General features: G+C 60.4%; 31 protein-coding genes. 10 read left to right on the top strand and 21 right to left on the bottom strand.

The window, feature by feature from the left end; all coding sequences use genetic code 11:
* Positions 1-55 precede the first annotated feature (55 nt).
* Together G359_RS01565 and hisH are read left to right on the top strand one after the other, a co-directional pair.
* Positions 56-535, top strand: a complete 480-nt coding sequence (locus tag G359_RS01565; RefSeq protein ID WP_045837524.1) for a DUF2628 domain-containing protein — start codon at positions 56-58, stop codon at positions 533-535.
* Positions 536-548: 13 nt separating this feature from the next.
* Entirely contained in the window at positions 549-1,202 is a 654-nt protein-coding gene (hisH, locus tag G359_RS01560; protein WP_045834696.1) for an imidazole glycerol phosphate synthase subunit HisH, read from the top strand.
* A 291-nt stretch (positions 1,203-1,493) separates the two neighbouring features.
* Here the strand turns inward: hisH and G359_RS01555 are convergent, their stop codons facing one another.
* The 3 genes from G359_RS01555 to G359_RS01545 form a co-directional block, all read right to left on the bottom strand.
* On the bottom strand, positions 1,494-1,844 hold the full coding sequence (locus G359_RS01555; RefSeq protein ID WP_045834695.1) for a hypothetical protein: 351 nt from the start codon (positions 1,842-1,844) through the stop codon (positions 1,494-1,496).
* Between the two features lie 253 nt (positions 1,845-2,097).
* Positions 2,098-2,466 carry a hypothetical protein gene (locus tag G359_RS01550; protein WP_045834694.1) on the bottom strand — a complete coding sequence of 123 codons (369 nt, stop codon included), beginning with the start codon at positions 2,464-2,466 and terminating at the stop codon, positions 2,098-2,100.
* A gap of 299 nt (positions 2,467-2,765) precedes the next feature.
* Positions 2,766-3,512, bottom strand: a complete 747-nt coding sequence (locus G359_RS01545; protein WP_045834693.1) for an outer membrane protein — start codon at positions 3,510-3,512, stop codon at positions 2,766-2,768.
* 276 nt (positions 3,513-3,788) lie between these two features.
* Here G359_RS01545 and G359_RS01540 point away from each other — a divergent pair, with 276 nt between their 5' ends.
* Positions 3,789-4,022: a hypothetical protein gene (locus tag G359_RS01540; protein WP_045834692.1), complete on the top strand. Its 234-nt coding sequence runs from the start codon at positions 3,789-3,791 to the stop codon at positions 4,020-4,022.
* A gap of 131 nt (positions 4,023-4,153) precedes the next feature.
* Here the strand turns inward: G359_RS01540 and G359_RS19850 are convergent, their stop codons facing one another.
* Positions 4,154-4,468, bottom strand: coding sequence for a hypothetical protein (locus G359_RS19850; protein WP_082072754.1), 315 nt, complete (start codon positions 4,466-4,468; stop codon positions 4,154-4,156).
* A gap of 274 nt (positions 4,469-4,742) precedes the next feature.
* Here G359_RS19850 and hisA point away from each other — a divergent pair, with 274 nt between their 5' ends.
* Genes hisA through G359_RS01520 form a run of 3 tightly spaced genes read left to right on the top strand, consistent with a single transcriptional unit; the run spans position 4,743 to position 7,320 of the window.
* Positions 4,743-5,471, top strand: coding sequence for a 1-(5-phosphoribosyl)-5-[(5-phosphoribosylamino)methylideneamino]imidazole-4-carboxamide isomerase (hisA, locus tag G359_RS01530; protein ID WP_045837523.1), 729 nt, complete (start codon positions 4,743-4,745; stop codon positions 5,469-5,471).
* Complete coding sequence (locus G359_RS01525; protein ID WP_045834690.1) at positions 5,468-5,692, top strand: hypothetical protein; 225 nt, start codon at positions 5,468-5,470, stop codon at positions 5,690-5,692. The genes hisA and G359_RS01525 overlap by 4 nt, the downstream gene beginning before the upstream one ends.
* 14 nt (positions 5,693-5,706) lie before the next feature.
* Positions 5,707-7,320: a peptide chain release factor 3 gene (locus tag G359_RS01520; protein ID WP_156150639.1), complete on the top strand. Its 1,614-nt coding sequence runs from the start codon at positions 5,707-5,709 to the stop codon at positions 7,318-7,320.
* Between the two features lie 18 nt (positions 7,321-7,338).
* On the opposite strand, the gene G359_RS01515 is transcribed toward G359_RS01520, so the two are convergent.
* Positions 7,339-7,650: a hypothetical protein gene (locus tag G359_RS01515; RefSeq protein ID WP_045834689.1), complete on the bottom strand. Its 312-nt coding sequence runs from the start codon at positions 7,648-7,650 to the stop codon at positions 7,339-7,341.
* A 155-nt stretch (positions 7,651-7,805) separates the two neighbouring features.
* Between G359_RS01515 and hisF the strand changes: the two genes are divergently transcribed.
* Positions 7,806-8,582: an imidazole glycerol phosphate synthase subunit HisF gene (gene hisF, locus G359_RS01510; protein ID WP_045834688.1), complete on the top strand. Its 777-nt coding sequence runs from the start codon at positions 7,806-7,808 to the stop codon at positions 8,580-8,582.
* A gap of 66 nt (positions 8,583-8,648) precedes the next feature.
* Here hisF and G359_RS01505 read toward each other — a convergent pair whose 3' ends face one another.
* From G359_RS01505 to nth, 3 genes are all read right to left on the bottom strand, one after another.
* On the bottom strand, positions 8,649-9,002 hold the full coding sequence (locus G359_RS01505) for a hypothetical protein (RefSeq protein WP_045834687.1): 354 nt from the start codon (positions 9,000-9,002) through the stop codon (positions 8,649-8,651).
* 96 nt (positions 9,003-9,098) lie between these two features.
* Positions 9,099-9,356 (bottom strand): hypothetical protein, encoded by a 258-nt coding sequence (locus tag G359_RS01500; RefSeq protein WP_045834686.1) that lies wholly within the window; start codon positions 9,354-9,356, stop codon positions 9,099-9,101.
* A gap of 14 nt (positions 9,357-9,370) precedes the next feature.
* On the bottom strand, positions 9,371-10,123 hold the full coding sequence (gene nth / locus G359_RS01495) for an endonuclease III (protein WP_052699138.1): 753 nt from the start codon (positions 10,121-10,123) through the stop codon (positions 9,371-9,373).
* Between the two features lie 77 nt (positions 10,124-10,200).
* On the opposite strand from nth, the gene G359_RS01490 reads away from it, so the two are divergent.
* Positions 10,201-10,698 (top strand): DUF2244 domain-containing protein, encoded by a 498-nt coding sequence (locus tag G359_RS01490; RefSeq protein ID WP_045834685.1) that lies wholly within the window; start codon positions 10,201-10,203, stop codon positions 10,696-10,698.
* An 8-nt stretch (positions 10,699-10,706) separates the two neighbouring features.
* Here the strand turns inward: G359_RS01490 and G359_RS01485 are convergent, their stop codons facing one another.
* From G359_RS01485 to G359_RS01445, 9 genes are all read right to left on the bottom strand, one after another.
* Positions 10,707-11,459: a sulfite exporter TauE/SafE family protein gene (locus G359_RS01485; protein WP_045834684.1), complete on the bottom strand. Its 753-nt coding sequence runs from the start codon at positions 11,457-11,459 to the stop codon at positions 10,707-10,709.
* A gap of 20 nt (positions 11,460-11,479) precedes the next feature.
* On the bottom strand, positions 11,480-11,692 hold the full coding sequence (locus G359_RS01480) for a hypothetical protein (RefSeq protein ID WP_045834683.1): 213 nt from the start codon (positions 11,690-11,692) through the stop codon (positions 11,480-11,482).
* Positions 11,693-11,710: 18 nt separating this feature from the next.
* Positions 11,711-12,106: a VOC family protein gene (locus G359_RS01475; protein WP_045834682.1), complete on the bottom strand. Its 396-nt coding sequence runs from the start codon at positions 12,104-12,106 to the stop codon at positions 11,711-11,713.
* Positions 12,107-12,469 carry a hypothetical protein gene (locus G359_RS01470; protein WP_045834681.1) on the bottom strand — a complete coding sequence of 121 codons (363 nt, stop codon included), beginning with the start codon at positions 12,467-12,469 and terminating at the stop codon, positions 12,107-12,109.
* Between the two features lie 18 nt (positions 12,470-12,487).
* Positions 12,488-13,096, bottom strand: coding sequence for a 3-isopropylmalate dehydratase small subunit (gene leuD, locus G359_RS01465; protein ID WP_045834680.1), 609 nt, complete (start codon positions 13,094-13,096; stop codon positions 12,488-12,490).
* An 18-nt stretch (positions 13,097-13,114) separates the two neighbouring features.
* Positions 13,115-13,546, bottom strand: a complete 432-nt coding sequence (locus G359_RS01460; RefSeq protein WP_045834679.1) for a hypothetical protein — start codon at positions 13,544-13,546, stop codon at positions 13,115-13,117.
* Positions 13,547-13,757: 211 nt separating this feature from the next.
* A complete protein-coding gene (locus G359_RS01455) occupies positions 13,758-14,261 on the bottom strand; it encodes a hypothetical protein (protein ID WP_245279893.1) in 504 nt (167 codons plus the stop codon).
* 192 nt (positions 14,262-14,453) lie between these two features.
* On the bottom strand, positions 14,454-14,864 hold the full coding sequence (locus G359_RS01450) for a metallopeptidase family protein (RefSeq protein ID WP_045834677.1): 411 nt from the start codon (positions 14,862-14,864) through the stop codon (positions 14,454-14,456).
* Between the two features lie 67 nt (positions 14,865-14,931).
* A complete protein-coding gene (locus tag G359_RS01445; RefSeq protein WP_045837520.1) occupies positions 14,932-15,744 on the bottom strand; it encodes a class I SAM-dependent methyltransferase in 813 nt (270 codons plus the stop codon).
* Between the two features lie 176 nt (positions 15,745-15,920).
* Here G359_RS01445 and G359_RS01440 point away from each other — a divergent pair, with 176 nt between their 5' ends.
* Positions 15,921-16,682: an N-acyl amino acid synthase FeeM domain-containing protein gene (locus tag G359_RS01440; RefSeq protein WP_045834676.1), complete on the top strand. Its 762-nt coding sequence runs from the start codon at positions 15,921-15,923 to the stop codon at positions 16,680-16,682.
* Between the two features lie 60 nt (positions 16,683-16,742).
* On the opposite strand, the gene leuC is transcribed toward G359_RS01440, so the two are convergent.
* The 3 genes from leuC to trxB all read right to left on the bottom strand — a co-directional run bounded on the left by leuC (position 16,743) and on the right by trxB (position 20,331).
* Positions 16,743-18,146, bottom strand: a complete 1,404-nt coding sequence (gene leuC, locus G359_RS01435) for a 3-isopropylmalate dehydratase large subunit (protein WP_045834675.1) — start codon at positions 18,144-18,146, stop codon at positions 16,743-16,745.
* Positions 18,147-18,317: 171 nt separating this feature from the next.
* Complete coding sequence (locus G359_RS01430; protein ID WP_045834674.1) at positions 18,318-19,214, bottom strand: LysR family transcriptional regulator; 897 nt, start codon at positions 19,212-19,214, stop codon at positions 18,318-18,320.
* Positions 19,215-19,362: 148 nt separating this feature from the next.
* Entirely contained in the window at positions 19,363-20,331 is a 969-nt protein-coding gene (trxB, locus tag G359_RS01425; protein WP_045834673.1) for a thioredoxin-disulfide reductase, read from the bottom strand.
* 148 nt (positions 20,332-20,479) lie between these two features.
* On the opposite strand from trxB, the gene G359_RS01420 reads away from it, so the two are divergent.
* On the top strand, positions 20,480-21,799 hold the full coding sequence (locus tag G359_RS01420) for an MFS transporter (protein ID WP_045834672.1): 1,320 nt from the start codon (positions 20,480-20,482) through the stop codon (positions 21,797-21,799).
* Positions 21,800-21,809: 10 nt separating this feature from the next.
* On the opposite strand, the gene radC is transcribed toward G359_RS01420, so the two are convergent.
* Positions 21,810-22,592: a RadC family protein gene (gene radC, locus G359_RS01415; protein ID WP_045837519.1), complete on the bottom strand. Its 783-nt coding sequence runs from the start codon at positions 22,590-22,592 to the stop codon at positions 21,810-21,812.
* Between the last annotated feature and the right edge of the window lie 9 nt (positions 22,593-22,601).

Genomic DNA, 22,601 nt, shown 5'->3' with positions numbered 1-22,601 from the left:
TTTCCGCGTGAATTTCCGAGCCGGCGTTTGTTTTGATCAAGGAGTGTCGAGTTCCGTGGCGACATATACCGTGCACGAGCCCCCCGTTTCCGAATCCGATCGCGTCGACCGCGCGGTAGAGCTCGCGTTCGTGAAGGACGGCTTTTCCTGGTTGACGGCGATCTTTCCGCCTCTCGGCTTTATCGCCAACGGGCTGTGGCTGATGGCGATCGCTTATCTCGCCGGAACAGGCCTTCTCAGTTACGTGCTTGCACAGGCCAAAATCGATCCCGACTGGATCGGCCTGATCATTTTCATGATCAATATCTATCTCGGTTTTGAGATTTCGACCTTGAAGCGCTGGATGCTCGATCAAAAGGGCTGGCAGATGCTCGGCGTCGTCAATGGACGGTCGATCGCGGAGTGCGAACGGCGGTTCCTCGAGAGCTGGCTGCCGGGACAGCCGGTCATTCAGAGCGATACCCCGAATGGATCGGGCAAGGCGGCGACCGGGTCGAGCGGCGGACGCTTCTGGCCGTTCGGCGCGGGGGCTTAAGGCTCAAGCGCTGATGCAGAACGTCGTCATTATCGATTACGGGTCGGGAAATCTTCATTCGGCCGCCAAAGCTTTCGAGAGCGCCGCTCGCGATAGCGCCAATGTGTCAAAAATCATCGTCAGCCCGCGTCCGGAAGACGTGCTCGCGGCCGATCGGATCGTGCTGCCGGGTGTCGGCGCCTATGGCGATTGCAAGGCCGGGCTCGAACGCGTTCCGGGACTGATCCCGGCGCTCGAAGAAGCCGTCCGGCAAAAGGGGCGGCCGTTTCTCGGCATCTGCGTCGGCATGCAGCTGTTGAGCGAGCGCGGTCTCGAGTTCGTGGAGACGCCGGGGCTCGGATGGATCAAGGGCGAGGTTCGGGCCATCGAGCCTAAAGACCCGACGCTCAAAATTCCCCATATGGGCTGGAATACGCTCAACGTCGTCACGCCGCACGCGCTGCTCGACGGGGTTCCGACGGGGCCTGACGGCTGGCACGCGTACTTCGTGCATTCTTTCGCGATGGTGCCCAAAGAGCGCCGCGTCGTGGTCGCCGAGACGGACTACGGCGGCGCGATTACGGCGCTCGTTGCCGACGGCAATATCGCCGGCACGCAATTTCATCCTGAGAAGAGCCAGAAGCTCGGCCTCAAGCTGATTGCGAACTTTCTGGGCTGGAAGCCGTAGAAGCCCTTTGGCGCCCAGCTTTCGCGCTCGATCCCTTTCTCGATCTCGTTGTCGTCCGAGGCGAGTTCTCCGGCGGCCCATACCCATTTCCGTCATGCCGGCGGAGGCCGGCACCCAGACAAGCTTCAACAGGTTGGGTGGATGCTGTCCGTTCGGAGCGGACCGCTAGGAAACGTATGTGCGAACGGTTGCCTGGATCCCGGCCTTCGCCGGGATGACGGTGGGGTGGATGGCACTCGAGGTCGGCGGCTCTGCGCTGCGCTTCGGCCTGGATGACAACTGGCGGGCTTTTCAGCGCGCCAGTGTGCCGACGGCAGACTGCAACACGTTCCAGACGCTGCGCGGCATGTGCCAGGATCCGTCCTGCTCGTCGTCGTCTTCGAGACGGCCCTGCAGCCAGTTCAGCCGGTCTGTTGCCGCTCGATCGGCGCGGCCGAGTTCGTGCACGCCAAGTTCGTCGGGATGATCGAAGAGAATCGCGAGGCGCCGCTTGATCTGATCGGCTCCGAGCCACGTCCGGACGTACCAGACACCGTTGCCAGCGGGCGCGTATTCGGTTGCGATGTAGGGGAGCGAGAACGTCACCGTCCAGGTGTCCTGGTTGGCGGATTTCGGGGTGTGATGGAGAAGGAAGGTTTTCATGGGGGAAGCATTCCGGTGCGGGGGGCTCAGAAGCGGAAACGCAGGAACGCAACGAGGCTACAAACAGTGAAATGTGCAGAGCGGTCTAAGATTTAAAGGGAGCCGGGGATCATGACCTGCGAGGGGGCTCTTAGCGCATGATCCCCGGGCTTCCAGCTTCGGGCTTTGGACGGGACGAACCCCGTTTGGGAACGGCGAGGGGGGAGAAGGCCCGCCCCGCCCAAAGACCGGAATTCGCTTGTTCGCGTTCCGATCAACCCGCCCTGGCGAACGGCAGCTCGGGCTCCATGGGCTCGGCTGCGGCAATTGCCGGAAGCGGGAATGCGATCACGTTGCCATCGGGTGCGAGGTCGAGACCTGGGCGGCGCTGACGAAACCAACGGAGCGATGTGTTGGTCATAACCGCGTCGCGCTTCGTCGCCTGGATCAGAAGACCATCCTCTTCAGCGAGAAGCTCGCGCAGCTCAGTCTCGAGTTCGAACTCTTCGCGGTCCGACGTCACGTACCAGGTGTTGGAGAGCGGGCGAGCCCACTTGTCACCGAGGCCCATAATGACCTGCGCAAGAACGTGCTGATTGCGGTTCGGGTGAGCGAGATCGTAAGAGATGAGGTAGGTGCGCATGGGGGCTCTCCTAGTGTTGCGGGGAGGGTCTAACACGCTACTCTGACCCGGGGAGGCGCCTCTTTTAGGGCGCCCGTGAACATAGGAAGAACATGCCACGACTCACGGGCTTTGTCCAGCGTTTGTTCCAAAAATGTTCTTCTTGGGTGCTTAACGTAGTTGCCAAGGCAACACTGTTTTAATTGCGGAAATTATAGGATTTTGAACCGAGTAGGCCGGGCTTTGCGCAGTTTTGGGACAATGCAAAGGCCGACGCTAGAACGCCGGCCCTTGATGTTCTTCAACGGACGAACACGAACCTAGAAGTGGTAGGCCAGTCCGACTTTTACAGACTCTGCCGTCAGGTCGGTCCAGTTGCGAAACTTGTATCCCGCCGGTGTTGGGGGGTCGGCAACGAGCGAAGTCTGGTAACCCTCCTGAGTACCGAAATCGAAGTGCAGATATTCGACTTTCACGCTCAAGCTCTGCGTAATGAAATGCTCTATGCCGCCGCCGACAACCCAGCCGGTGAAGGTATCGGTGCCAGTCGGTGCGTAGTTCGGGTTGGTCGTCGCCTGGGTGGCTTCGCCGTCATAGAATGCAAAGCCTCCCTTGCCATAGACGAGGGTGGTTGGCGTTATCAAAACGCCAGCGCGAGCAGTGATATCACCATAGACACCGCCATCGAGCGTCAAGTCCTGATGCTGACTTGCGTGTGACGAGCCGATGATCCCGGACCCTGTGAGGTTTAAGTACCCGAGATCGGCTTCGATACCGAAAACGAGTCTCTCACGTTGCAAATTGTAGCCCGCGGTGCCGCCGCCAAAGGCTCCTGACGGCGTATAGGAAAAGGGTCCCGGGTTGACGCCATCTTTGGCGTTGTCCTTCACGTCTGCGTCGCCCCAAGCACCGCCGACGTGCGCGCCAGCGTAGAAGCCGGACCAGTTGTAGCCTTCAGCGATCGCTGGACCATCTTTTAGACTTCCGCGGTACTCCTGAGCGGAAGCTCCTTGAACGTATAGAAAAGCGGACACGCATGCCGCTACGCCGGCAATTTTACGCAACATTACTACCCCACCACTCACTAAACTGAACGCAAAACGCAGCGGGAGAGTATTAATAATCCGTATGCGATGCTATTTTTGAATCTTATTCAGTGATCTGATTTCACGTTCTGTGTCCCTGATGCAACGCTAGCCGTAACCGTCCGATTTAATAGAAGAATTGCGGTTTAAGCGGCAGAGTAACCTGGGCTGTTCACATCGAATGTGAGCCGGTCGATTGTCTTCGGCTGTTCATGTCACCGAGCTAAAGAGCCGTCGTGGTTCCCGGAAAGGTGACTCATGGACGACAACGTTTCTGAACTCGAACAACTGCAGAGCGCGTACAAAGACGCCGTCGAGCAATGGATTGCTGCAATCAGGCGGGAAGAAGCACTCGTGTCGGTCAATCAGACGATCGCTGATGTCGACAAATGGGAAGAAGCTCACTTCGCCGAAGACGATATTCGCAGCAAGGTGAAGGCCGCCAAGAGGGATTACGAAGACGCGCTCCGCCGGAAGTTCTTCGACTTTTGATCTGGTTGCGGACGTGATGCGCGCCTGCTGCGATGCGCCTGCTTACACTTCCTCGATGGATTTCACTGCCTTCAACCGTGAAGGGCAGAGAATAAGCGATTGATTTATTAGCATTTTTCCACCCGCTGCAGTCAAACCTCGGGGAAGAGGCTTAGCTGGCTGGGATCCGGTACGGCGGGAATTCGCCGATGGGGGCCCGGATCGAAGCGTGGTTCGAGGCCGGGGAAACGGGTCTGGAACTCCTCAAGTGCCCGCTTGCGGCTTCCTGGGAACCGCACCTCTTCCCATATCTCGTAGAGCCGGCGCGGATCGCAGGCATAGCGGCGTTGCAGGTCTACCGGGCGGATCCTGAGCCAGCGCGCGATCCAGATGTCGACGGCGTCGTTCTCCGTCAGGGGACGCCGTGCGACGATGGGCGGTGGCTCGTTAAGGAATGCGATGGCCATGATTTTTTTGTCTTCGCATTACGACTTGGCTTCGCCAAGCCGGCCGCAATGCGTGAATGCGGGTGCTTGACGCCGGGCGCGATACGCGATTGATCGCGCCTGAAGATAGCAATCTGATGGCTGCTTGTTCAAACGTCATCCCCGCGAAGGCGGGGATCCGTCCAAGCATTGGTTTGGAGTTCGTCATCAGCTTGGAGAGATGCCCGCCTGCGCGGGCATGACGGAAATTATGGATGGTTCGTCGCGGGCCATCACAAAAGGTGGCGAGCTCGAATTGATCCTTTTTCCTGCAATTGACCTCAAGGACGGCCAATGCGTCCGGCTCAAGCTCGGCGAAATGGACGCCGCGACCGTGTTCAACGACGATCCGGCGGCTCAGGCGGCCAGTTTCGAGCGGCAAGGCTTCAAGTATCTCCATATCGTCGACTTGAACGGTGCGTTCGCGGGTAAGCCCGTCAACGGCGCGGCGGTCGAGGCGATTTTGAAGGCGATCACCATCCCGGCGCAGCTTGGCGGCGGCATTCGTGATTTGGCGACCATCGAGGCTTGGCTTGAAAAGGGCATCCGCCGCGTCATTCTCGGCACCATCGCGGTTCGCGATCCGGCGCTCGTTCGGGAGGCTGCGAAGCGCTTTCCGGGGCAGGTTGCCGTCGGCATCGACGCGAAGGGTGGTAAAGTCGCGGTTGAGGGCTGGGCGGAGACGTCGGAGCTGACTGCGGCCGATCTCGCGCAGCGGTTCGAGGATGCGGGCGTCGCTGCGATCATCTATACCGACATCGAGCGTGATGGGGTTCTGAAGGGCCTCAATCTGCCGGCGACGGCGGCGTTGGCGAATGCGACGCGCATCCCGGTGATCGCGTCCGGCGGCCTCGCGTCGATCGCCGATGTCAGAGAGCTCATAAAGCCCGAATATCGCATGCTCGAAGGCGCGATTACCGGACGCGCACTATACGATGGGCGGATCGATCCCAAAGAAGCACTCGCACTTCTGGAGACGGCATGAACATTGGTGACAAGGTCCGGGTTATCAAAATCCCCGCGGACCTACCGAAGGACAACAAGCAGCTGGTGACGCTTTTCCGCGGCTGCGTCGGCAAGACTTTCCCGATCGTCAAGTTCGACGACGGCTTGGTTGAGCTGCATGTCGGCGAAGTTTTCGGAAAGCCCGCCGAGTATCACCAGATCTGGCTCGAGCCGAGCCACGTTTCGCCGGTCGAGGGCTGAATTCTTTGAACTTGATGGACCAATCCTCGCTTACCGGGGCCGAGTTGCCGCCCGAGATCGCGCGCCGACGGACATTCGCGATCATCTCGCATCCTGACGCCGGCAAGACGACGCTGACGGAAAAGCTTCTTCTGTTCGGGGGAGCGATCCAGATGGCGGGCGCGGTCAAGGCGCGCGGCGAACGCCGCCGCACGCGTTCCGACTGGATGCAGATCGAGCAGCAGCGCGGCATCTCGGTCACGTCGTCGGTCATGACCTTCGAGCGGAACGGCATCGTCTACAACCTGCTCGATACGCCGGGCCACTCCGACTTCAGCGAAGATACGTACCGGACGCTTTCGGCCGTCGACGCCGCCGTCATGGTGATGGACGCGGCCAAGGGCATCGAAAGCCAGACGCGCAAGCTTTTCGAAGTTTGCCGGCTGCGCGACATTCCGATCATCACGTTCATCAACAAGATCGACCGCGAAGCCGAAGATCCGCTGACGCTGCTCGATCAGATCGCGTCGGACCTGGCGCTCGATCTCGTGCCGATGGGGTGGCCGGTCGGCATGGGTTCCGACTTCCGCGGCGTCCTCGATCTCGTGGGCAACAAGATCCTGCTGCCGGAGAGCGCGGAGCGCGGGGCGTCCTATGGGCATTCGCAGCCGCTCGACACGTTCGAGGGATTGCGCCGGATCGAAGGTATCGACGAGCGCATTGCGGATCGGACGATCGAAGGCGTCGAACTTGCGCAGGGTGCTCTGCCGCAGTTCGATCTCGCGGCTTTCCGCGAGGGACATCTGTCGCCTGTCTTCTTTGGCAGCGCGCTGAAGAATTTCGGCGTCGAGCAGTTGCTCGATGCGCTCGGGCAATGGGCGCCGGGCCCTCTGCCAAGGGCCGCGACGCAACGGACGGTCGAGCCCGGCGAAGATCAGGTGACGGGCTTCGTCTTCAAAGTGCAGGCGAACATGGACCCGAACCATCGCGATCGCATGGCGTTCGTGCGGCTTTGCTCGGGGCGTTTCAAGCGCGGGATGAAGCTCATTCACGTGCGCGAAAACAAAGCGATGACGGTGTCGTCGCCAACGTTCTTCTTCGGGCAGGGCCGCGAGACGGCGGATGAAGCGTGGGCGGGCGATATCATCGGCGTGCCAAACCACGGAACGCTTCGTGTCGGCGATACGCTGTCGGAAAAGGAAGCCCTGAAGTTCACGGGCATTCCGAATTTCGCGCCGGAGCTTTTGCGCCGCGTCGTCATTCAGGATGCGATGAAGGCGAAGCAGCTCAACCGCGCGCTCGACGATCTTGCCGAGGAAGGCATCGTTCAAGTGTTCACGCCGATTGCAGGCGGGCGGCAGATTCTGGGTGTCGTCGGACAGCTGCAGTTCGAGGTGCTGCAGTCGCGCGTCGCCGTTGAATACGGCGTGCCGATCACACTCGAGCAACCGCCTTACGAATTGGCGCGCTGGGTTTCGGCGGACGATCCCGCGAAGCTTCAGAAGTTCGTCGATGGGCACCGGGGCGAGCTTGCGACGGATCGCGACGGGGCGCTCGTGTTCCTCGCGGAGAACCCGTGGATGCTGAAATACAAGAGCGAGAAATTCCCCGATATCAAATTCGCCGCGCTCCGGGAGCGCGGCGCTTAAAGGCCAAGAAGCGTCTCGTTACATGGAAATGTTCGGCTCGCGGCGCTTTGGATCGGCGAAGCGGTTCTCGACGGTCGAAAGCCAGTCGGTCAGAGCTTTTTCGAGGGCATCGGTCTGCGCCGATGCCTTGCTGTGCTGGATTTCGGTCACGGTGCCTTCAGTGTCGAGCGAACTTCGGATCGCATCGTGCTGATCGATGAAGTTCGTCAAGGCATCCGTTTGGTCACCGATGATGCCATGGGCCGCGAGTTGGGTCCGGGCCTGAGCGATGCGCTCCTGCACCGCGTCGAGGCGGGCGCGAAGGTTTTTCGGAGCAAAATCGTCGGGCATTAGTCTCATTTCCTCGGAGGCCTGCGCAATCACGCGGGACAATTCAACGCGTGAGCCCGGCCCAAAGTTCCGGCGCGGCTGGTTAAAATTCTCGACGGCGTCTCGGCCTCCGTGATACTTGCCGGACCTGACATCAGAAAGCTGACTTTGCAAATATGCTGAAAATCCGCATCATTCCGTGCCTCGACGTAAAAGACGGCCGCGTCGTGAAGGGCGTTAATTTCGTCGATCTGATCGATGCTGGAGATCCGGTCGAAGCAGCGGCGGCCTATGACGCCGCTGGCGCGGACGAGCTTTGCTTTCTCGACATCACGGCGAGCCACGAAAACCGCGACACCATCTTCGACGTCGTTGAGCGTACGGCGAACCGGTGCTTCATGCCGCTGACGGTCGGCGGCGGCGTCCGGACGGTCGAAGATATTCGCAAGCTGCTCGAAGCGGGCGCCGACAAGGTTTCGATCAACACCGCGGCTGTCACCAATCGTGCCTTCGTCAAGGAAGCGAGCGAGAAGTTCGGCGCGCAGTGCATCGTGGTCGCGATCGATGCGAAGAAAGTTTCAGGGGAAGGCGAGCCGCCGCGCTGGGAGATCTTCACGCACGGGGGCCGCAAGCCGACGGGTCTCGATGCCATCGCCTACGCGCGGGAAGTTGCGGAGCTGGGAGCGGGCGAAATTCTTCTCACATCCATGGATCGCGACGGCACGAAAGCCGGCTTCGACGTGGCGTTGACTCGTGCCATTGCTGATGCCGTGAAGATCCCCGTCATCGCATCAGGCGGTGTCGGTACGCTGCAGCATCTGGTCGATGGCGTCGAGAAGGGACATGCCAGCGCGGTGCTTGCGGCCTCGATCTTCCACTTCGGCACGTATTCGATCCCCGAAGCGAAGGACTACATGGCCAAGGCCGGTCTCGCGATGCGGTTGGATCCGTAGGCCAAGGCCAGCGCGCTCACATCCAACCCTCCATCATCCCGGCGCAGGCCGGGATCCAGACAACGGTCAGCGCATCCGGTGCGCGCGGCGCGTTCGAAACCCACAGCATCCACCGAACTTGTTGAAGCTTGTCTGGGTGCCGACCTTCGTCGGCATGACGGTGGGTGTGGCGATACCGAGCACGACCGCGCCTGCTCTACCCTTGTCATCCCGGCCGGAGCGCAGCGGAGAGCCGGGACCCAGGACCGCTAGGTTGCATTCAACCAATGGTTCCCGGGTCTCGCAAGACGGCTCGCCCGGGATGACAATGTTGTTTTCTGAAGCATATTCGTCCCGCTCCGCCGTCATCCCGGCGCAGGCCGGGATCCAGACAACGGTCAGCGCATCCGGTGCGCGCGGCACGTTCGGAACCCGCAGCATCCACCGAACCTGTTGATGCTTGTCTGGGTGCCGACCTTCGTCGGCATGACGGTGGGTGTGGCGATACCGAGCACGACCGCGCCTGCTCTACCCTTGTCATCCCGGCCGGAGCGCGGCGGAGAGCCGGGACCCAGGACCGCTGTCGACCAATGGATCCCGGGTCTCGCAAGACGGCTCGCCCGGGATGACAATGTTGTTTTCTGAAACGTGTTCGTCCCGCTCCGCCGTCATCCCGGCGCAGGCCGGGATCCAGACAACGGTCAGCGCATCCGGTGCGCGCGGCACGTTCGAAACCCACAGCATCCATCCACCGAACTTGTTGATGCTTGTCTGGGTGCCGACCTTCGTCGGCATGACGGTGGGTGTGCTCAGGGCGCGGGCGTCTTGTCGGGAAAGAGACAGATGTCGCTGATGACACAGCGCCAGCATTCGGGTTTGCGAGCTTTGCAAAGATAGCGGCCGTGCAGGATCAGCCAATGGTGCGCGTGCATCAGAAATTCCGTTGGCACGACGCGCAGCAAATCTTCTTCGACGGCGAGTGGTGTGGTGCCGTGCGACAGGCCGATACGATTGGCGACGCGGAAGACGTGCGTGTCGACCGCCATCGTCGGATGCTCGAACGCCATGTTCATCACGACGTTCGCGGTTTTCCGGCCGACGCCCGGTAAAGATTCGAGCGCGTCGCGATCGGCTGGAACCTGACCGCCGAAATCATGGACGAGGCGTTGCGATAGCCCGATAACGTTCTTCGCTTTGGCGCGATAGAGCCCAATGGTCTTGATGTAATCGCGCAGCTTCTCTTCGCCGAGCGCGAGCATTTTTTCCGGCGTGTCGACCACCTTGAAAAGGGGCCGCGTTGCCTTGTTGACGCCGGCGTCGGTCGCCTGTGCGGAAAGGACGACTGCGACAAGGAGCGTATAGGGATTGATGTGCTCGAGTTCGCCCTTGGGTTCCGGGTTTACCTTTTGAAAGCGCCGGAAAACCTCAGCGATTTGGGCTTCGTCCAGAAGCTTCGGTTTGCGGGTTTTGCTTGCGGCGATGGCGCCCGGCTTTCCGGCCTTGCCTTTTGAAACGGAACTTCCGATCTTTGGAGGTACAATCTTCATGGACGCTTTGGCCATCAGAGCTCCGGTTCGTTGATGCGCAGCGGCCTCGGAAAGAGATTCACGCGAGAGTCCCGCAACGGGGATGACCAGAAATGATCGATAACCGGTCCGAAAATCAACCCTCGAACGGGACGCAGTTTGTGCTTCACCCGCACAGGTCTCTGCCGCCCGGCGGTTTTGTGATCATGATGACGCTGATCAGTCTCGTCAGTTTCGTCATCGGCATGGTCTTCTTCCTGATGGGAGCATGGCCGGTCTTCGGATTTTTCGGGCTCGACGTGGCGCTGATCTATTGGGCGTTCAAGCTCAACTATCGCTCGGGCCGGCTTTACGAAACGGTGACGCTGTCGCCGGAGCTTCTTAAGCTGACGCGCGTCTATCCATCTGGAAAGCGCGAGGAGTTCGATTTCAACCCTTATTGGGCGCGCGTTCGCTGCACGGTCGACCGGCCTGACGGGCGGACGTCACTCCGGCTTGCCGCGCAAGGCAAGGAAGTTCTGTTCGGACAATTCCTGACGGATGACGAGCGGCGAAATTTTGCCGATGCGTTGACGGGTGCTCTCATCGCTTCGCGCGGATCGCGGTTTTAGAATTCTCGTTATGCGAAGACCATTCTGACGCCCGCCGCCAGAAGAAGGCCGGCGAGTATGTAGCGTAGCGCCTTCGGCGACAGGAATTGAATGCCGAGTCCGGAGCCGAACAGTCCGCCTATCCCGACGGCCAACATCCACCATGGGAGAGGTTCCGGCATGGCGGGTATCACCGTCCATATCGCGGCAAGGGCCGCGGCGGAGTTCAAGAGATTGAAGACCGTGGAAACGGCTGCCGCCTGACGCGTTGCGATCCAGCCGAAAGCGAGCACGAGTGGGCTGAGGAATATTCCGCCGCCAACACCTGTCAGCCCAGAGACGTATCCGACGACGGCGCCCGCCAGGAGCGATGGCCAGAATGGTGGTGTCGCGGCGGCGGCACGATCGATCTCGGCCGCGCGCTCAACAGAGCGGATCATCAATGCGCTCGCTGCGAGCAGCAATATTCCGACCGCCGGTTGATAGAGGCCGCGCGGCAAGTCGCTGATGCCGCCCAGGACCGAGAACGGTGCGCCGAGAATGGCGAAGGGATAGAAACTTCGCCACGTCAGCAGACCTGCGCGCGCAAATCTCGCGCATCCGATGGCGGCGACGATGACGTTGAGCGCAAGGGCGGTGGGCTTGATGACCTCGGGGCCATAGCCTGCGAGGCCCATGATCGCGATGTAGCCGGTTCCGCCTGCCTGTCCGACGGACGCATAGAGCGCGGCGACAATCGCGAAGAAGATCGGAAGCAGCGCATGCTCGAGGATGAGGGCCATGCGCACGCAACCTGCGGCAGCTAATCGTTCAGCATCGTCAGCGCGGCGCGCCGGTCACCGGGCTTCAAGCGCAGGAATTGCGTGCGTGCGGCCTTGATGTCTTTTTCGGTACCGGTCTCTGATGCGGTCTTCAGGGCTTTCGTCGCGGCGTGGTCGGCGCCGACGACGAATGACAATGCGCCTGCGAGACGCCCCATCATTGCCGCATCGAACTTGAAGTCGTCATCGGCCATGATCGTTATGCCCGCTCGTTATTGGAAACGTCCGCCGCGTTGCAGAACTTCGATTTTGTAGCCGTCCGGATCTTCGACGAAGAAGAACGTGCCGAAGGGCTTGCCCTCGAAGTTCATCGTCTTGATGTCTTTCGGCTGATAGCCGGCATCTGCGATCCGCTTGTGGACGGCTTCGAGCTCGCCCGTGACGAAAGCGATATGGCCGTAGCCGTCGCCCAGATTGTAGGGCTCGGTGCGGCCCTTGTTGACGGTCAGCTCAACTTCGAAACCCGTTTCGAGATTTCTCATGTAGGTGAGCGAGAAGTCCGGCCACTCTTTGCGCTCTGCGATTTCAAGACCGAAGCAGGCCTCGTAGAACTTCACCGAGCGCGCCTCGTCGAGCACGCGGATCATCATGTGGACGATTTTGGCCATTTACAACTCTCCTGTTTCACCGCGTCGGGCATCAGTCAGAAAGCTATTCGCGCCGATCCACCAGCTCACGACCACCATTACAAGTGCAAACGGAGCGATAAGAGGCGACGTCATCTCGTACCAATGAAGAAGATCCGGCGAGTTGGAAAAGGCAAGGAATAGGGCGTTGGGAACGAACAACGCCAAGCTGATGCCGATCGGCATGACCACAGGCGCGAACAGCAGAACCGAGGCTATCACGAAACACACCTGCTTAGTCCAATTCGACAACGGCAACCTCGCGACGAGTGCGCGGAGCCCGTAGAGAAGTGCCGCTTCCAAACCGATAAGGACGAAAACGTTGATGAGTAGAAGCGTGAGCAAGTTTTGACTTCGCCAGCCTCAGAGCCACGGACGCGACGAAGCGGTCGACGTTTCGAACGATGAAATCTGCTTACCCTTCTCGAGGGTTAGGCCGATGTTATCGAGGCCGTTGAGCAAGCAGTGCTTGCGGAACGGATCGATTTCGAACTTGATGACGCCACCGTCGGGGCCGTGAATTTCTTGCTTCTCGAGATCGACAGTGAGCCTCGCGTTGGCGCCGCGGTTCGCGTCGTCCATCAGCTTGTCGACTTCGCTCTGCGGCAGCTTGATCGGCAGGATGCCGTTCTGGAAGCAGTTGTTATAGAAGATGTCGGCGAAGTCCGGGGCGATGACGCAGCGGATGCCGAAATCCAGGAGTGCCCATGGCGCGTGCTCGCGGGACGAACCGCAGCCGAAGTTGTCACCGGTCACGAGGATCGTCGCGCTGCGGTACTGCGGCTTGTTCAGGACGAAGTCCGGAATTTCATTTCCCGTCGCCGGGTCGTAGCGCATTTCGTAGAACAGCGACTTGCCGAGGCCGGTGCGCTTGATCGTTTTCAGGAACTGCTTCGGGATGATCATGTCGGTGTCGACGTTGCGGATGGGCAGCGGGGCCGCGACGCCCGTCAGAACCGTGAATTTGTCCATGTCTAGGTCTCCTGGTCGTCAGGCGCGCAACGTGTCCGCAAGCGCCCGGAAATAGCCTTCGGCCGAGGCGAGACGCCGGGCGTGGCGGAATGCGCCGAACTCCCGGATGGCGGCCTCGAGATCGAAGGGCTGCAAATGTTCTAGGCGTCGTTTAACGCCAGCCCGCTTGCGCCCGTCAAGATGATCTTCGAGCGTGGCGACAATCGTTTCGACATATCCCGAAATGCGGCCGAGTTCACGGGTGGCGGAAAGGAGCGCCGGGCGGTCTGCCGGGCAGGTCTCCAATGTCGCAAGGTTGGCTGCGGCCCGGGCCAGGGTGGCTGCCACTTCTTCGGCATAAAGCGCGACTTTCTCGCGTCTCAGGACGTCGAGCCGGGCAGCGAGCGCCAACCAACGGTTAACGGTCTTGGCAAGCTCGGACAGACGCTCGGTATAGTCGGCAAACCGCATTGCAGATCCTCGGGTCGACGGATCTGCGATTTTAGGGGCGCCTGAGCGCGCGGGGATAAGTTTATCCGGCTGATTGGCGTTATCCAAACACTAACGTCATCCCCGCGCAGGTGGGTATCCGTCCAAGTGTGGGGAAACAACCAGACATCGGCCTGGATGGATCCCGGCCTTCGCCGGGATGAGTCGCTAGGCACGATTGCAGCCTAAGCTGCTAGCGGATGTTCGGGTCCTCGTAGCACTTGCGCATGTATTCGCAGCGGTAGGACCCTGAGAAATGCATGCTGTCGCCCTTGGCGGGGCTGATGAATGTGCAGATCTCTTCGAGACCCTCAGGCTTCAGCCATCCCTGGCGGCGGCCACGCTGAACGGCGAAGCAATCGGCGGTTTCCTCATCGGGGCCGCGGAACTGGTGGCCGCATTCGTGCGCGTAAATCCATTGCTTCACCGGCGTCGAGACGCGGTCGAGCAATTTGGGGTTCATAATCAGGAAGCCCGGATAAGCGGCGCCGTAATCGTCGAGTTTGTTATCGATTACGGTTGGTCGCTGGCCGCAGTACTGCTGACGGCCATCGAGCTTGAACTCGCCTGGCGGAACGAGGTGGCTGTCACCGCCAACGGTCGAAATGTACTGCTCCGGCGTCGGGATGCCGTCACGAACGGGCGTTGTCGTGTCCTGCGCAATCGCAACCGGCGCGATCGCCAGGGATGAGCCCAAGGCAACGCCCAAGACGAATCTGGAAATGAATCGCCGTACTCTCATTCGCCCATGCTTTCAGAAATGCTCCGCATGCCCCGCTCGGCCTGCCCCTACAACATGGCCTGAAATCACCCCAGGCTCAAGCTGCGCTGTCTTGTGACATAATGGAGTTAAGTTGATATGACCTGCGGTGTGGCTTCCGGCCGAAGGTCAGTCGGAAACCTGCTGCTCGATCTGCTCCATGTCCTCGTCGGAAAAGCCGAAGTGGTGGCCGATCTCGTGGATCAGCACGTGGGCCACGAGATGACCGAGTTCCTCGTCGCCTGATGCCCACTCATCGAGAATGGCGCGGCGATAGAGAAAGACCATATCAGGCTCGCGGGTTTCTGGCGTCGCGCCCTGCCGGTCGAGGCTCACGCCTGAATAAAGGCCCGTCAATTCGAACGGATCTTCGATGTCCATCTCGTCGAGGAGGTCGTCCGATGCTAAGTCCTCGATGCGAATGACGACGTCGCCAGCCATCGCGCGAAATTCGGATGGAAGCGTATTCCATGCCGCCTGTGCCAAAGCTTCGAAATCGGCAAGCGTTGGCGGTGTTGCGTGGGTCCAATCGGTCGGCATGCGCTCACTCCGGAAAGTTGAGTGCAGGAGATAGGTCCGGTCGCAGCAAATAGGAAGGTTATTCCGCTCAATCTGTTTTTTCGGCAACGAGCAGCAGCTCCTGCAACGTGAAATGGAGCGCGCCTCGCTCATCGAGCCGGGGCTTCAGGAACGATCTGAGGTGCGAGCCATCCTCGCCCAAGATTTGTTTCAGCTCGGCAACGACCGCGGGTGAGCAACGCATGCGGGCGACCCACGGATCGAACTCCAATTCTTTTTCCATCTGCTCGCGCGCCACAATCTTGAGCGCCGCAGCGCGAACAAGATTGCACCAGTGCTCGGGCTGCGGCGCGAAACCGTGACTGGGATCGCGCAATTTCTCGAACGCATTGTAGGCGCGGACCGCGTCGCTGATTTCATCTTCGGTCGCGCCGGGAAGCCGCTCGTGATCGGGCGCCACGTTATCGACGAGAGCGAAGCGGCCGCCCTTCTTTAAAACGCGGTGGACTTCGGCGACGAAGGTTTCGAGACTGGGAAAATGATGGGCCGCAAGGCGGCAGCAGACGAGGTCGAAGCTTTCATCGGGAAACGGCAGGGCGCTTGCCGATGCGGTCGCCGTCGACATGTTGGCGAGCCCGCGAGAAGCTGCGAGCTTGGCCGCTTCCTTCAGCATCTCGTCGGTGATGTCGCTCGCGATAATGGTCGCGACATGGGGTGCGAAAACGGCTGCGGTATGCCCGGCGCCCGTCGCCACATCGAGCGCGCTCCAATTCTGTTGCGGTGCCACAAGCTCGACGATGCGAGCCAGGCTCTCGCCTTTCGCATGCACCTCGGAAGTGGCGTACTCGGCTGCTGCAGGACCGAATTTCGAGCGGATCACCGCATTCAAATCTTCAGTCACGTTGCACCTCGGCATCAGTGTTGAAAAAACGTTTTGTGTCCGCAAGGTAACTAAGCAATGTTAATGCAACAAAAGAACATTTGCCGCATCGGCCCTGCGGTAAAGGACTCCTATCTCTGCCCCCACTTTACGTTCGCCCGCCGACTTCCAGCAGTTCCATTTCGAGAATTCCATACATGTCGATACCGCTGTCGTTTCGTCCACGGCAAGATTCTCTGCCGCCCGAGGAAGGATCCTGGCACGGCGACATACAGACGTTCGAATTGCGCGTGCTTACGAAAGCAGACGATGTCGATGAGGCGACTGCGCTTCGGCTCCGCGCTTATCAGGCGATCGGTTACGACGTCTCGAGCGACAACGGCAAATACACCGACCGGTTCGACTCGCTTGAGACGACGGTGCTGCTCGGCGCGTACGATAACGGCCGACTCGTCGGGAGCGTCCGCCTCTGTTTCAACCATCCGTGGCAGACGATTTCGTCGCTACCGTGCGGTCCGTACTATCCGGCGTTGAAAGAGATCAAAAGCAGAGCCGACGGCGCGCTCGTCGAAGTCTCGCGCCTTTCCATCGAGCCGGGCATCAACAACACATCATACCGGACGACGCTCTACGCTTTTCTCGTGCGCGCGGCGCTGACGGCGGCGCAGGCAGCAGAAGTTTCGATGCTGCTGATCGCGACGCGTCCCGACTGGGTGAAGTTCTACAAATACATGCTCGGCTTTCAGCCGATCGGGGAGCCAGCTTTCTATCCGCCGGGCGATTTCAAGATCACCTTGCTGGGCGGTAGCCTGAAGCAGGCACAGATGCGCCAGAAGCTGCAAAACCGCTTCTTCAAGATTACGCCGGACGAGGTGGCGAGTATGCGCGTCGCCATTCAGCCGGCGCTTGCCGCTGCCGCCGTGCAGGACGACGACAGCAAGGTTGCGGCGCAGGGGTAATCGGCACTGCCGAATTGGGCCGACGTAAATGATGGCAGGCCGTTTGGCCTGCCAATTTTTTTACTGCCAGTCTCGCACGTCGACGAAGTGGCCTTCGAGCGCTGCAGCTGCTGCCATGATCGGCGAGACGAGGTGCGTGCGGCCCTTGTAGCCCTGGCGGCCTTCGAAGTTACGGTTCGATGTCGAGGCGCAACGCTGGCCCGGCTTCAGCTGGTCAGGATTCATGCCGAGGCACATCGAGCAGCCCGGCTCGCGCCATTCGAAACCGGCGTCCTTGAAGATCTTGTCGAGGCCTTCGGCTTCGGCCTGCTCTTTGACGAGGCCAGATCCCGGAACGATCATCGCGTAGGCAAGCCGCGACGAGATCTTCTTGCCGTCGACGACTTTGGCGACAGCGCGCAAGTCTTCGATGCGGCCGTTCGTGCAGCTTCCGATCCAGACGACGTCGAGCGGAATGTCCGTAATTTTTGTGCCCGGCGTCAGGCCCATGTATTCGAGCGCGCGCTGCATCGAGATGCGCTTGTTCTCGTCGTGAACGTCGGCGGGATTGGGAACGGTGCTGGCGACCGACGTCACGTCCTCGGGGCTCGTGCCCCAGGAGACGATCGGCGGCAGCTTCGCAGCATCGAGGCGGACTTCGCGATCGAAGTGCGCGCCTTCATCGGTGCGGAGCGTCTCCCAATATTTCATCGCCATGTCCCAGGCCGCGCCTTTCGGCGCCTTGGGACGATCCTTGAGGAAAGCGAAGGTCTTCTCGTCGGGCGCGATCATGCCGGCGCGGGCGCCGCCTTCGATCGACATGTTGCAGACCGTCATCCGGCCTTCCATCGACAGCGCGCGAATGGCTTCGCCCGCGTACTCGATGACGGAGCCGGTGCCGCCCGCGGTGCCGATCTCGCCGATGATCGCCAAGGTGATGTCCTTGGCGCCGACGCCGTGCGGGGCGACGCCGTCGACCGTCACCAGCATGTTCTTGGCTTTTTTCTGGATGAGCGTCTGCGTGGCCAGAACGTGCTCGACCTCGGACGTGCCGATGCCGTGGGCCAGCGCGCCGAAAGCGCCGTGAGTCGAGGTGTGGCTATCACCGCAGACGATCGTCGTGCCGGGAAGGGTGAAGCCCTGCTCGGGTCCGACGACGTGAACGATGCCCTGACGCTTGTCGAGCTCGTTGAAGTACTGGATCCCGAAGTCGCGAGCGTTCGTCGCCAGCGTCTCGACCTGAACTCGGCTCTGCTCGTCGGCAATGCCTTTCGTGCGGTCGGTGGTCGGAACGTTGTGGTCGACGACGGCGAGCGTTTTTTCGGGAGCGCGGACCTTGCGGCCGGCCATGCGGAGGCCTTCGAAAGCCTGCGGGCTCGTGACTTCGTGTACGAGGTGGCGGTCGATATAGAGGAGGCTCGTTCCGTCCGGCGACTGTTCAACCACGTGATCGTCGAAGATTTTATCGTACAGCGTTTTTGCCATGACTTCGTTGAGCCTTTGGAGGACGGCGGATGAGGATGAGCCGGTTAGATAGCGTCTCGTGCCCGTTTGCGCAAATCAGCGCTCGTCGCAGCTGCCATAAGCGGAAAGCGGGCCTGCTTCGGACTGCCGGAGCGAAATTTCAGCGCTTCCGGCAGCCTGTCGCGGCCGGTATTAATTATTTCTATTTTTCGAGATCTTCGAGACCAGAAAGTCGCGGAGAAGCTGGACCTTTTTGGAAGATTTCAGCTCTTCCGGGTAGGCGAAGACCATGTTGAGCGACGGCTGCTCGATCTCCGTCAGCACGGGTACGAGATCGGACGGTTCTTCGGTCAGATAATCCGGGATCATGCCGACGCCGATACCAGCGCGGATGGCATATTTGATCGCCACGACGCTGTTTACTCTGAGAGCCGCTTCGCGCGAGGAACCCGGTCCATTGCGGCCGGCCGTCTCGATCCAGGACATGGCGTCGAGATGCTGCGCGGACGGGCCCGTGTAGCCGATGATGCGGTGCTGATCGAGGTCGGCCAAGCTTTTCGGCGCGCCGTATTTGCGAACGTATTGCGCGGATGCGAAGGCGCGCACACGGCTTTCGAACAGCGGACGGCGGATGAGGTCGGCCTGTTCCGGTTCGCGCGTCCAGATCGCGGCATCGGCGGCGCGCATGCCAATATCGACCTGATCGTCGTTGAGGATCAGCTCGACGCGAATTTCGGGATAGAGTTCGCCGAATTCTCTAAGGCGCGGCGTCAACCAGATGGTGCCGAAGCCGATGGGCGCGGTAATCCTGAGGTCGCCCGAAGGCTTCGTCGTGGAATCAGACAGCAGCGTTTCAGCGGTCTGCAGCTTTGCAAAGACTTCGGCCACGGTCCGGTTCAGAAGCTCGCCCTGCTCGGTCAGAACCAGACCGCGCGCATGGCGATGGAACAACGTAACGCGAAGATTGGCTTCCAGAGCCGAGATCTGGCGGCTGACGGCCGATTGGCTCATATGGAGCTGTTCACCGGCGTGGGTGAAGCTGCCAGCCTCAGCGGCCGCATGGAAGATGCGAAGCTTATCCCAATCCATTTTCGGAGACCTGCGAGAGCAGTTTCTGGGTCACTGCATTTAGCTATGCACTGGACGCAATGCAACAGCAGCATGGCAGATTCGCGGCTTTGTAGCCTCCGAGCGCCGTCTTGTCGCGTCGCGGTGCAAATTAAACCGCCGTTACAGGCTATTCTGCAGCGGCGGCTTGGTTTTCGACCTGGGCCAAATAGCGTTCAGCTTCGAGGGCCGCCATGCATCCCATACCGGCGGCAGTCACGGCTTGGCGAAAGACTTCGTCTTTGACGTCGCCGGCTGCGAACACGCCGGGGATCGCTGTCGCGGTCGAATCCGGCGCCGTGATCAGATAGCCGGACGGCTTCATCTCAAGCTGCCCTTTGAAAAGCTCGGTTGCCGGCGCGTGGCCGATGGCGACGAAGACGCCGTCAGCCGGCAGTTCGGACGTCATGTCGGTCTTCAAGTTCTTCAGCACGACGCCGGTCACGGACTTCGGCGCATGCGTGCCGACGATCTCTTCGACGACACTATCCCAGATGACGTCGACCTTCGGATTCTTGAAAAGGCGTTCCTGCAGAATTTTCTCGGCACGCAGAAAATCGCGGCGATGGATGAGCGTCACCTTGCTCGCGAAGTTCGTGAGAAATATCGCTTCTTCCACGGCCGTATTGCCGCCACCGACGACGACGACTTCCTTGCCTTTGTAGAAAAAGCCGTCGCACGTCGCGCACGCCGATACGCCGTGGCCTTGGAAATGCTCTTCGGATTTCAGTCCGAGCCAACGCGCTTGCGCGCCGGTGGCGATGATGAGGGAGTCGCACGTGTAGGTGTCGCCGCTATCGCCTTCGAGGCGGATCGGCCGGCTGCGGAGTTCGACCTTGTTGATGTGGTCCATGACGATGTGCGTGCCGACGTGTTCGGCCTGCGCCTGCATCTGCTCCATCAGCCAGGGACCCTGAATGGGATCAGCAAAGCCCGGATAGTTCTCGACATCGGTCGTGATGGTGAGCTGGCCGCCCGGTTGCGTGCCTTGAATGAGGGTCGGTGCGAGCATGGCGCGTGCGGCGTAAATCGCGGCCGTATAGCCAGCCGGGCCTGAACCCAGAACGATTACCTTCGCGTGATGCGGTTTTTTGGTCATGTCTCTATCTCCGGCCCGCTCGCAGCGCGATCAGGGGTGCTAATTAGGGGGCCCGTCCGCCAATCGTCAATGACGGTGGCTCAGACGTCCCCGTTACGCGGAGATGTGCGGCACTCCGGCGCGGCGCGTGCTAGATACCTCACGAAAAATGAGGGGGAACGGGCGCGTGCAAGACATTAAGGCACCGGCAACGCTGAGCCTTGCGCAGCGAATCAACGCCATCCTGATCGGATCTTCGGGTAATCTCGTCGAGTGGTACGATTTCTACGTTTACACGGCGTTTTCCCTCTATTTCGCCAAGTCGTTCTTTCCGGAAGGCAATCAGACCGCGCAGCTCTTGAACACGGCGGCAATCTTCGCGGTCGGGTTTTTGATGCGCCCGATCGGTGCGTGGTTTTTCGGCCGGATGGCAGATCGGCATGGACGGCGGGTGGCGCTGACGACATCGGTGCTGTTGATGTGCTGCGGGTCGGCGCTCATCGCGCTCACGCCCGTCTATGCAACAATTGGGGTCGCGGCGCCTATCATCCTGCTCTTCGCCCGCATGATCCAAGGCTTGAGCCTTGGCGGCGAATACGGCACCAGCGCCACCTATCTGTCGGAGATGGCGACCTCTGAGCGCCGCGGATTCTATTCGAGCTTCCAGTACGTGACACTGATCGGCGGACAGCTGACGGCGATGCTTGTGCTGATCATTTTGCAAAAGCTCGTACTGACGCCAGCCGAACTCGAAGCGTGGGGTTGGCGCATTCCATTTGCTATTGGCGCGTTCCTCGCCGTCATCGCCTTTGTGATGCGTCGTGACCTCGTAGAGACGGAGTCGTTCAAGTTCGCGAAGCAGCGAGAGGGATCGATCTCGGCGCTGCTCAGACATCCGCGCGAAGTCGCGATCGTCGTCGGGCTGACGCTCGGCGGTACGCTGGCGTTCTATACGTACACGACGTACATGCAGAAATTCCTCGTCAACACGTCCGGGTTTTCGAAAGACACGGCGACGATCATCTCCGCGTCGGCGCTGTTCATCTACATGCTTCTGCAGCCGGTTGTTGGTGCGCTATCGGATATTGTCGGACGCCGTCCGGTGCTGATTGCATTCGGCGTGCTGGGATCACTCTGCACAGTGCCCATCCTCACGACGCTGCAGACGATCAGCGATCCGTGGAACGCGTTTCTCCTGGTGATGGCGGGGCTCGCGATCATCTCCTGCTACACGGCGATCAATGCGGTCGTTAAGGCCGAGCTTTTTCCGACATCGGTCCGCGCGCTGGGCGTCGGCTTGCCCTACGCGATCACCGTTGCGGTGTTCGGCGGTACGGCGGAATGGATGGCGCTTTGGCTGAAGCAGCTGGGAAACGAACACTATTTCTATTGGTACGTTACGGGCTGCATCCTCGTCTCGCTTTGCGTTTATGCGACGATGCGAGATACGCGGACCGATAGCGCGATCGACAGGTCAGGCAGCGCTTAGCGGACGCACCTTAGATCAGGCGCAGAGCTTTGAGACTCGCGTGACCGTTACGGCCGACGATGATGTGATCGTGGACGGCGACGCCAAGCGGGCGCGATGCGTCGATGATCTGTTTGGTCATGTCGATGTCGGCGCGCGAGGGCGTCGGGTCGCCTGAGGGATGATTATGCACGAGGATGATGGCGCTCGCGGAGAGTTCCAGCGCGCGCTTCACGACCTCGCGCACGTAAACGGGCGTGTGATCGACGGTGCCGCGTCCCTGCACTTCGTCGGCGATGAGCTGGTTCTTTTTGTCGAGAAACAGGATGCGGAATTGCTCGCGCGTTTCGAAGCCCTGCACCAGGCGCAAATAATCGAGCACGCCGTCCCATGACGACAGCGCAGGCCGGGAAATGATCTGACCTTTGGTCAAGCGTTCGGCTGCGGCCTTGATGAGCTTTAATTCTTCAACCGCGCGATCGCCGACGCCTTCGACTTCCTTCAGGCGTTCGGGAGGAGCCGAGACGACATCCGCGAACGAGCCGAATTTCGCGAGCAAGCGTTTCGCGATCGGCTTCGTGTCGATCCGCGGGAAGGCGCGGAAGAGGATCATTTCGAGAAGTTCGTAATCGGGTACGGCTTCGGCGCCGCCGTTCTGAAAGCGCTCGCGCAGGCGCCGGCGATGGCCCGCCTTGTCGTCGGGCGCGCTTTTGGCTTCGGCTTTCGTTTGGCTTTTCTGTTCCGGCGTTACGGAAAAGAATGTCGCTTGCTCGGCGGCGCTTGTCTTGTCGCGAAATCCATCGGAACGCGACATCGACATTCA

The sequence above is a fragment of the Hyphomicrobium sp. 99 genome (assembly GCF_000384335.2).
Taxonomy (GTDB): Bacteria; Pseudomonadota; Alphaproteobacteria; order Rhizobiales; family Hyphomicrobiaceae; genus Hyphomicrobium_B.
This window is presented reverse-complemented; position numbering and strand designations above follow the sequence as displayed.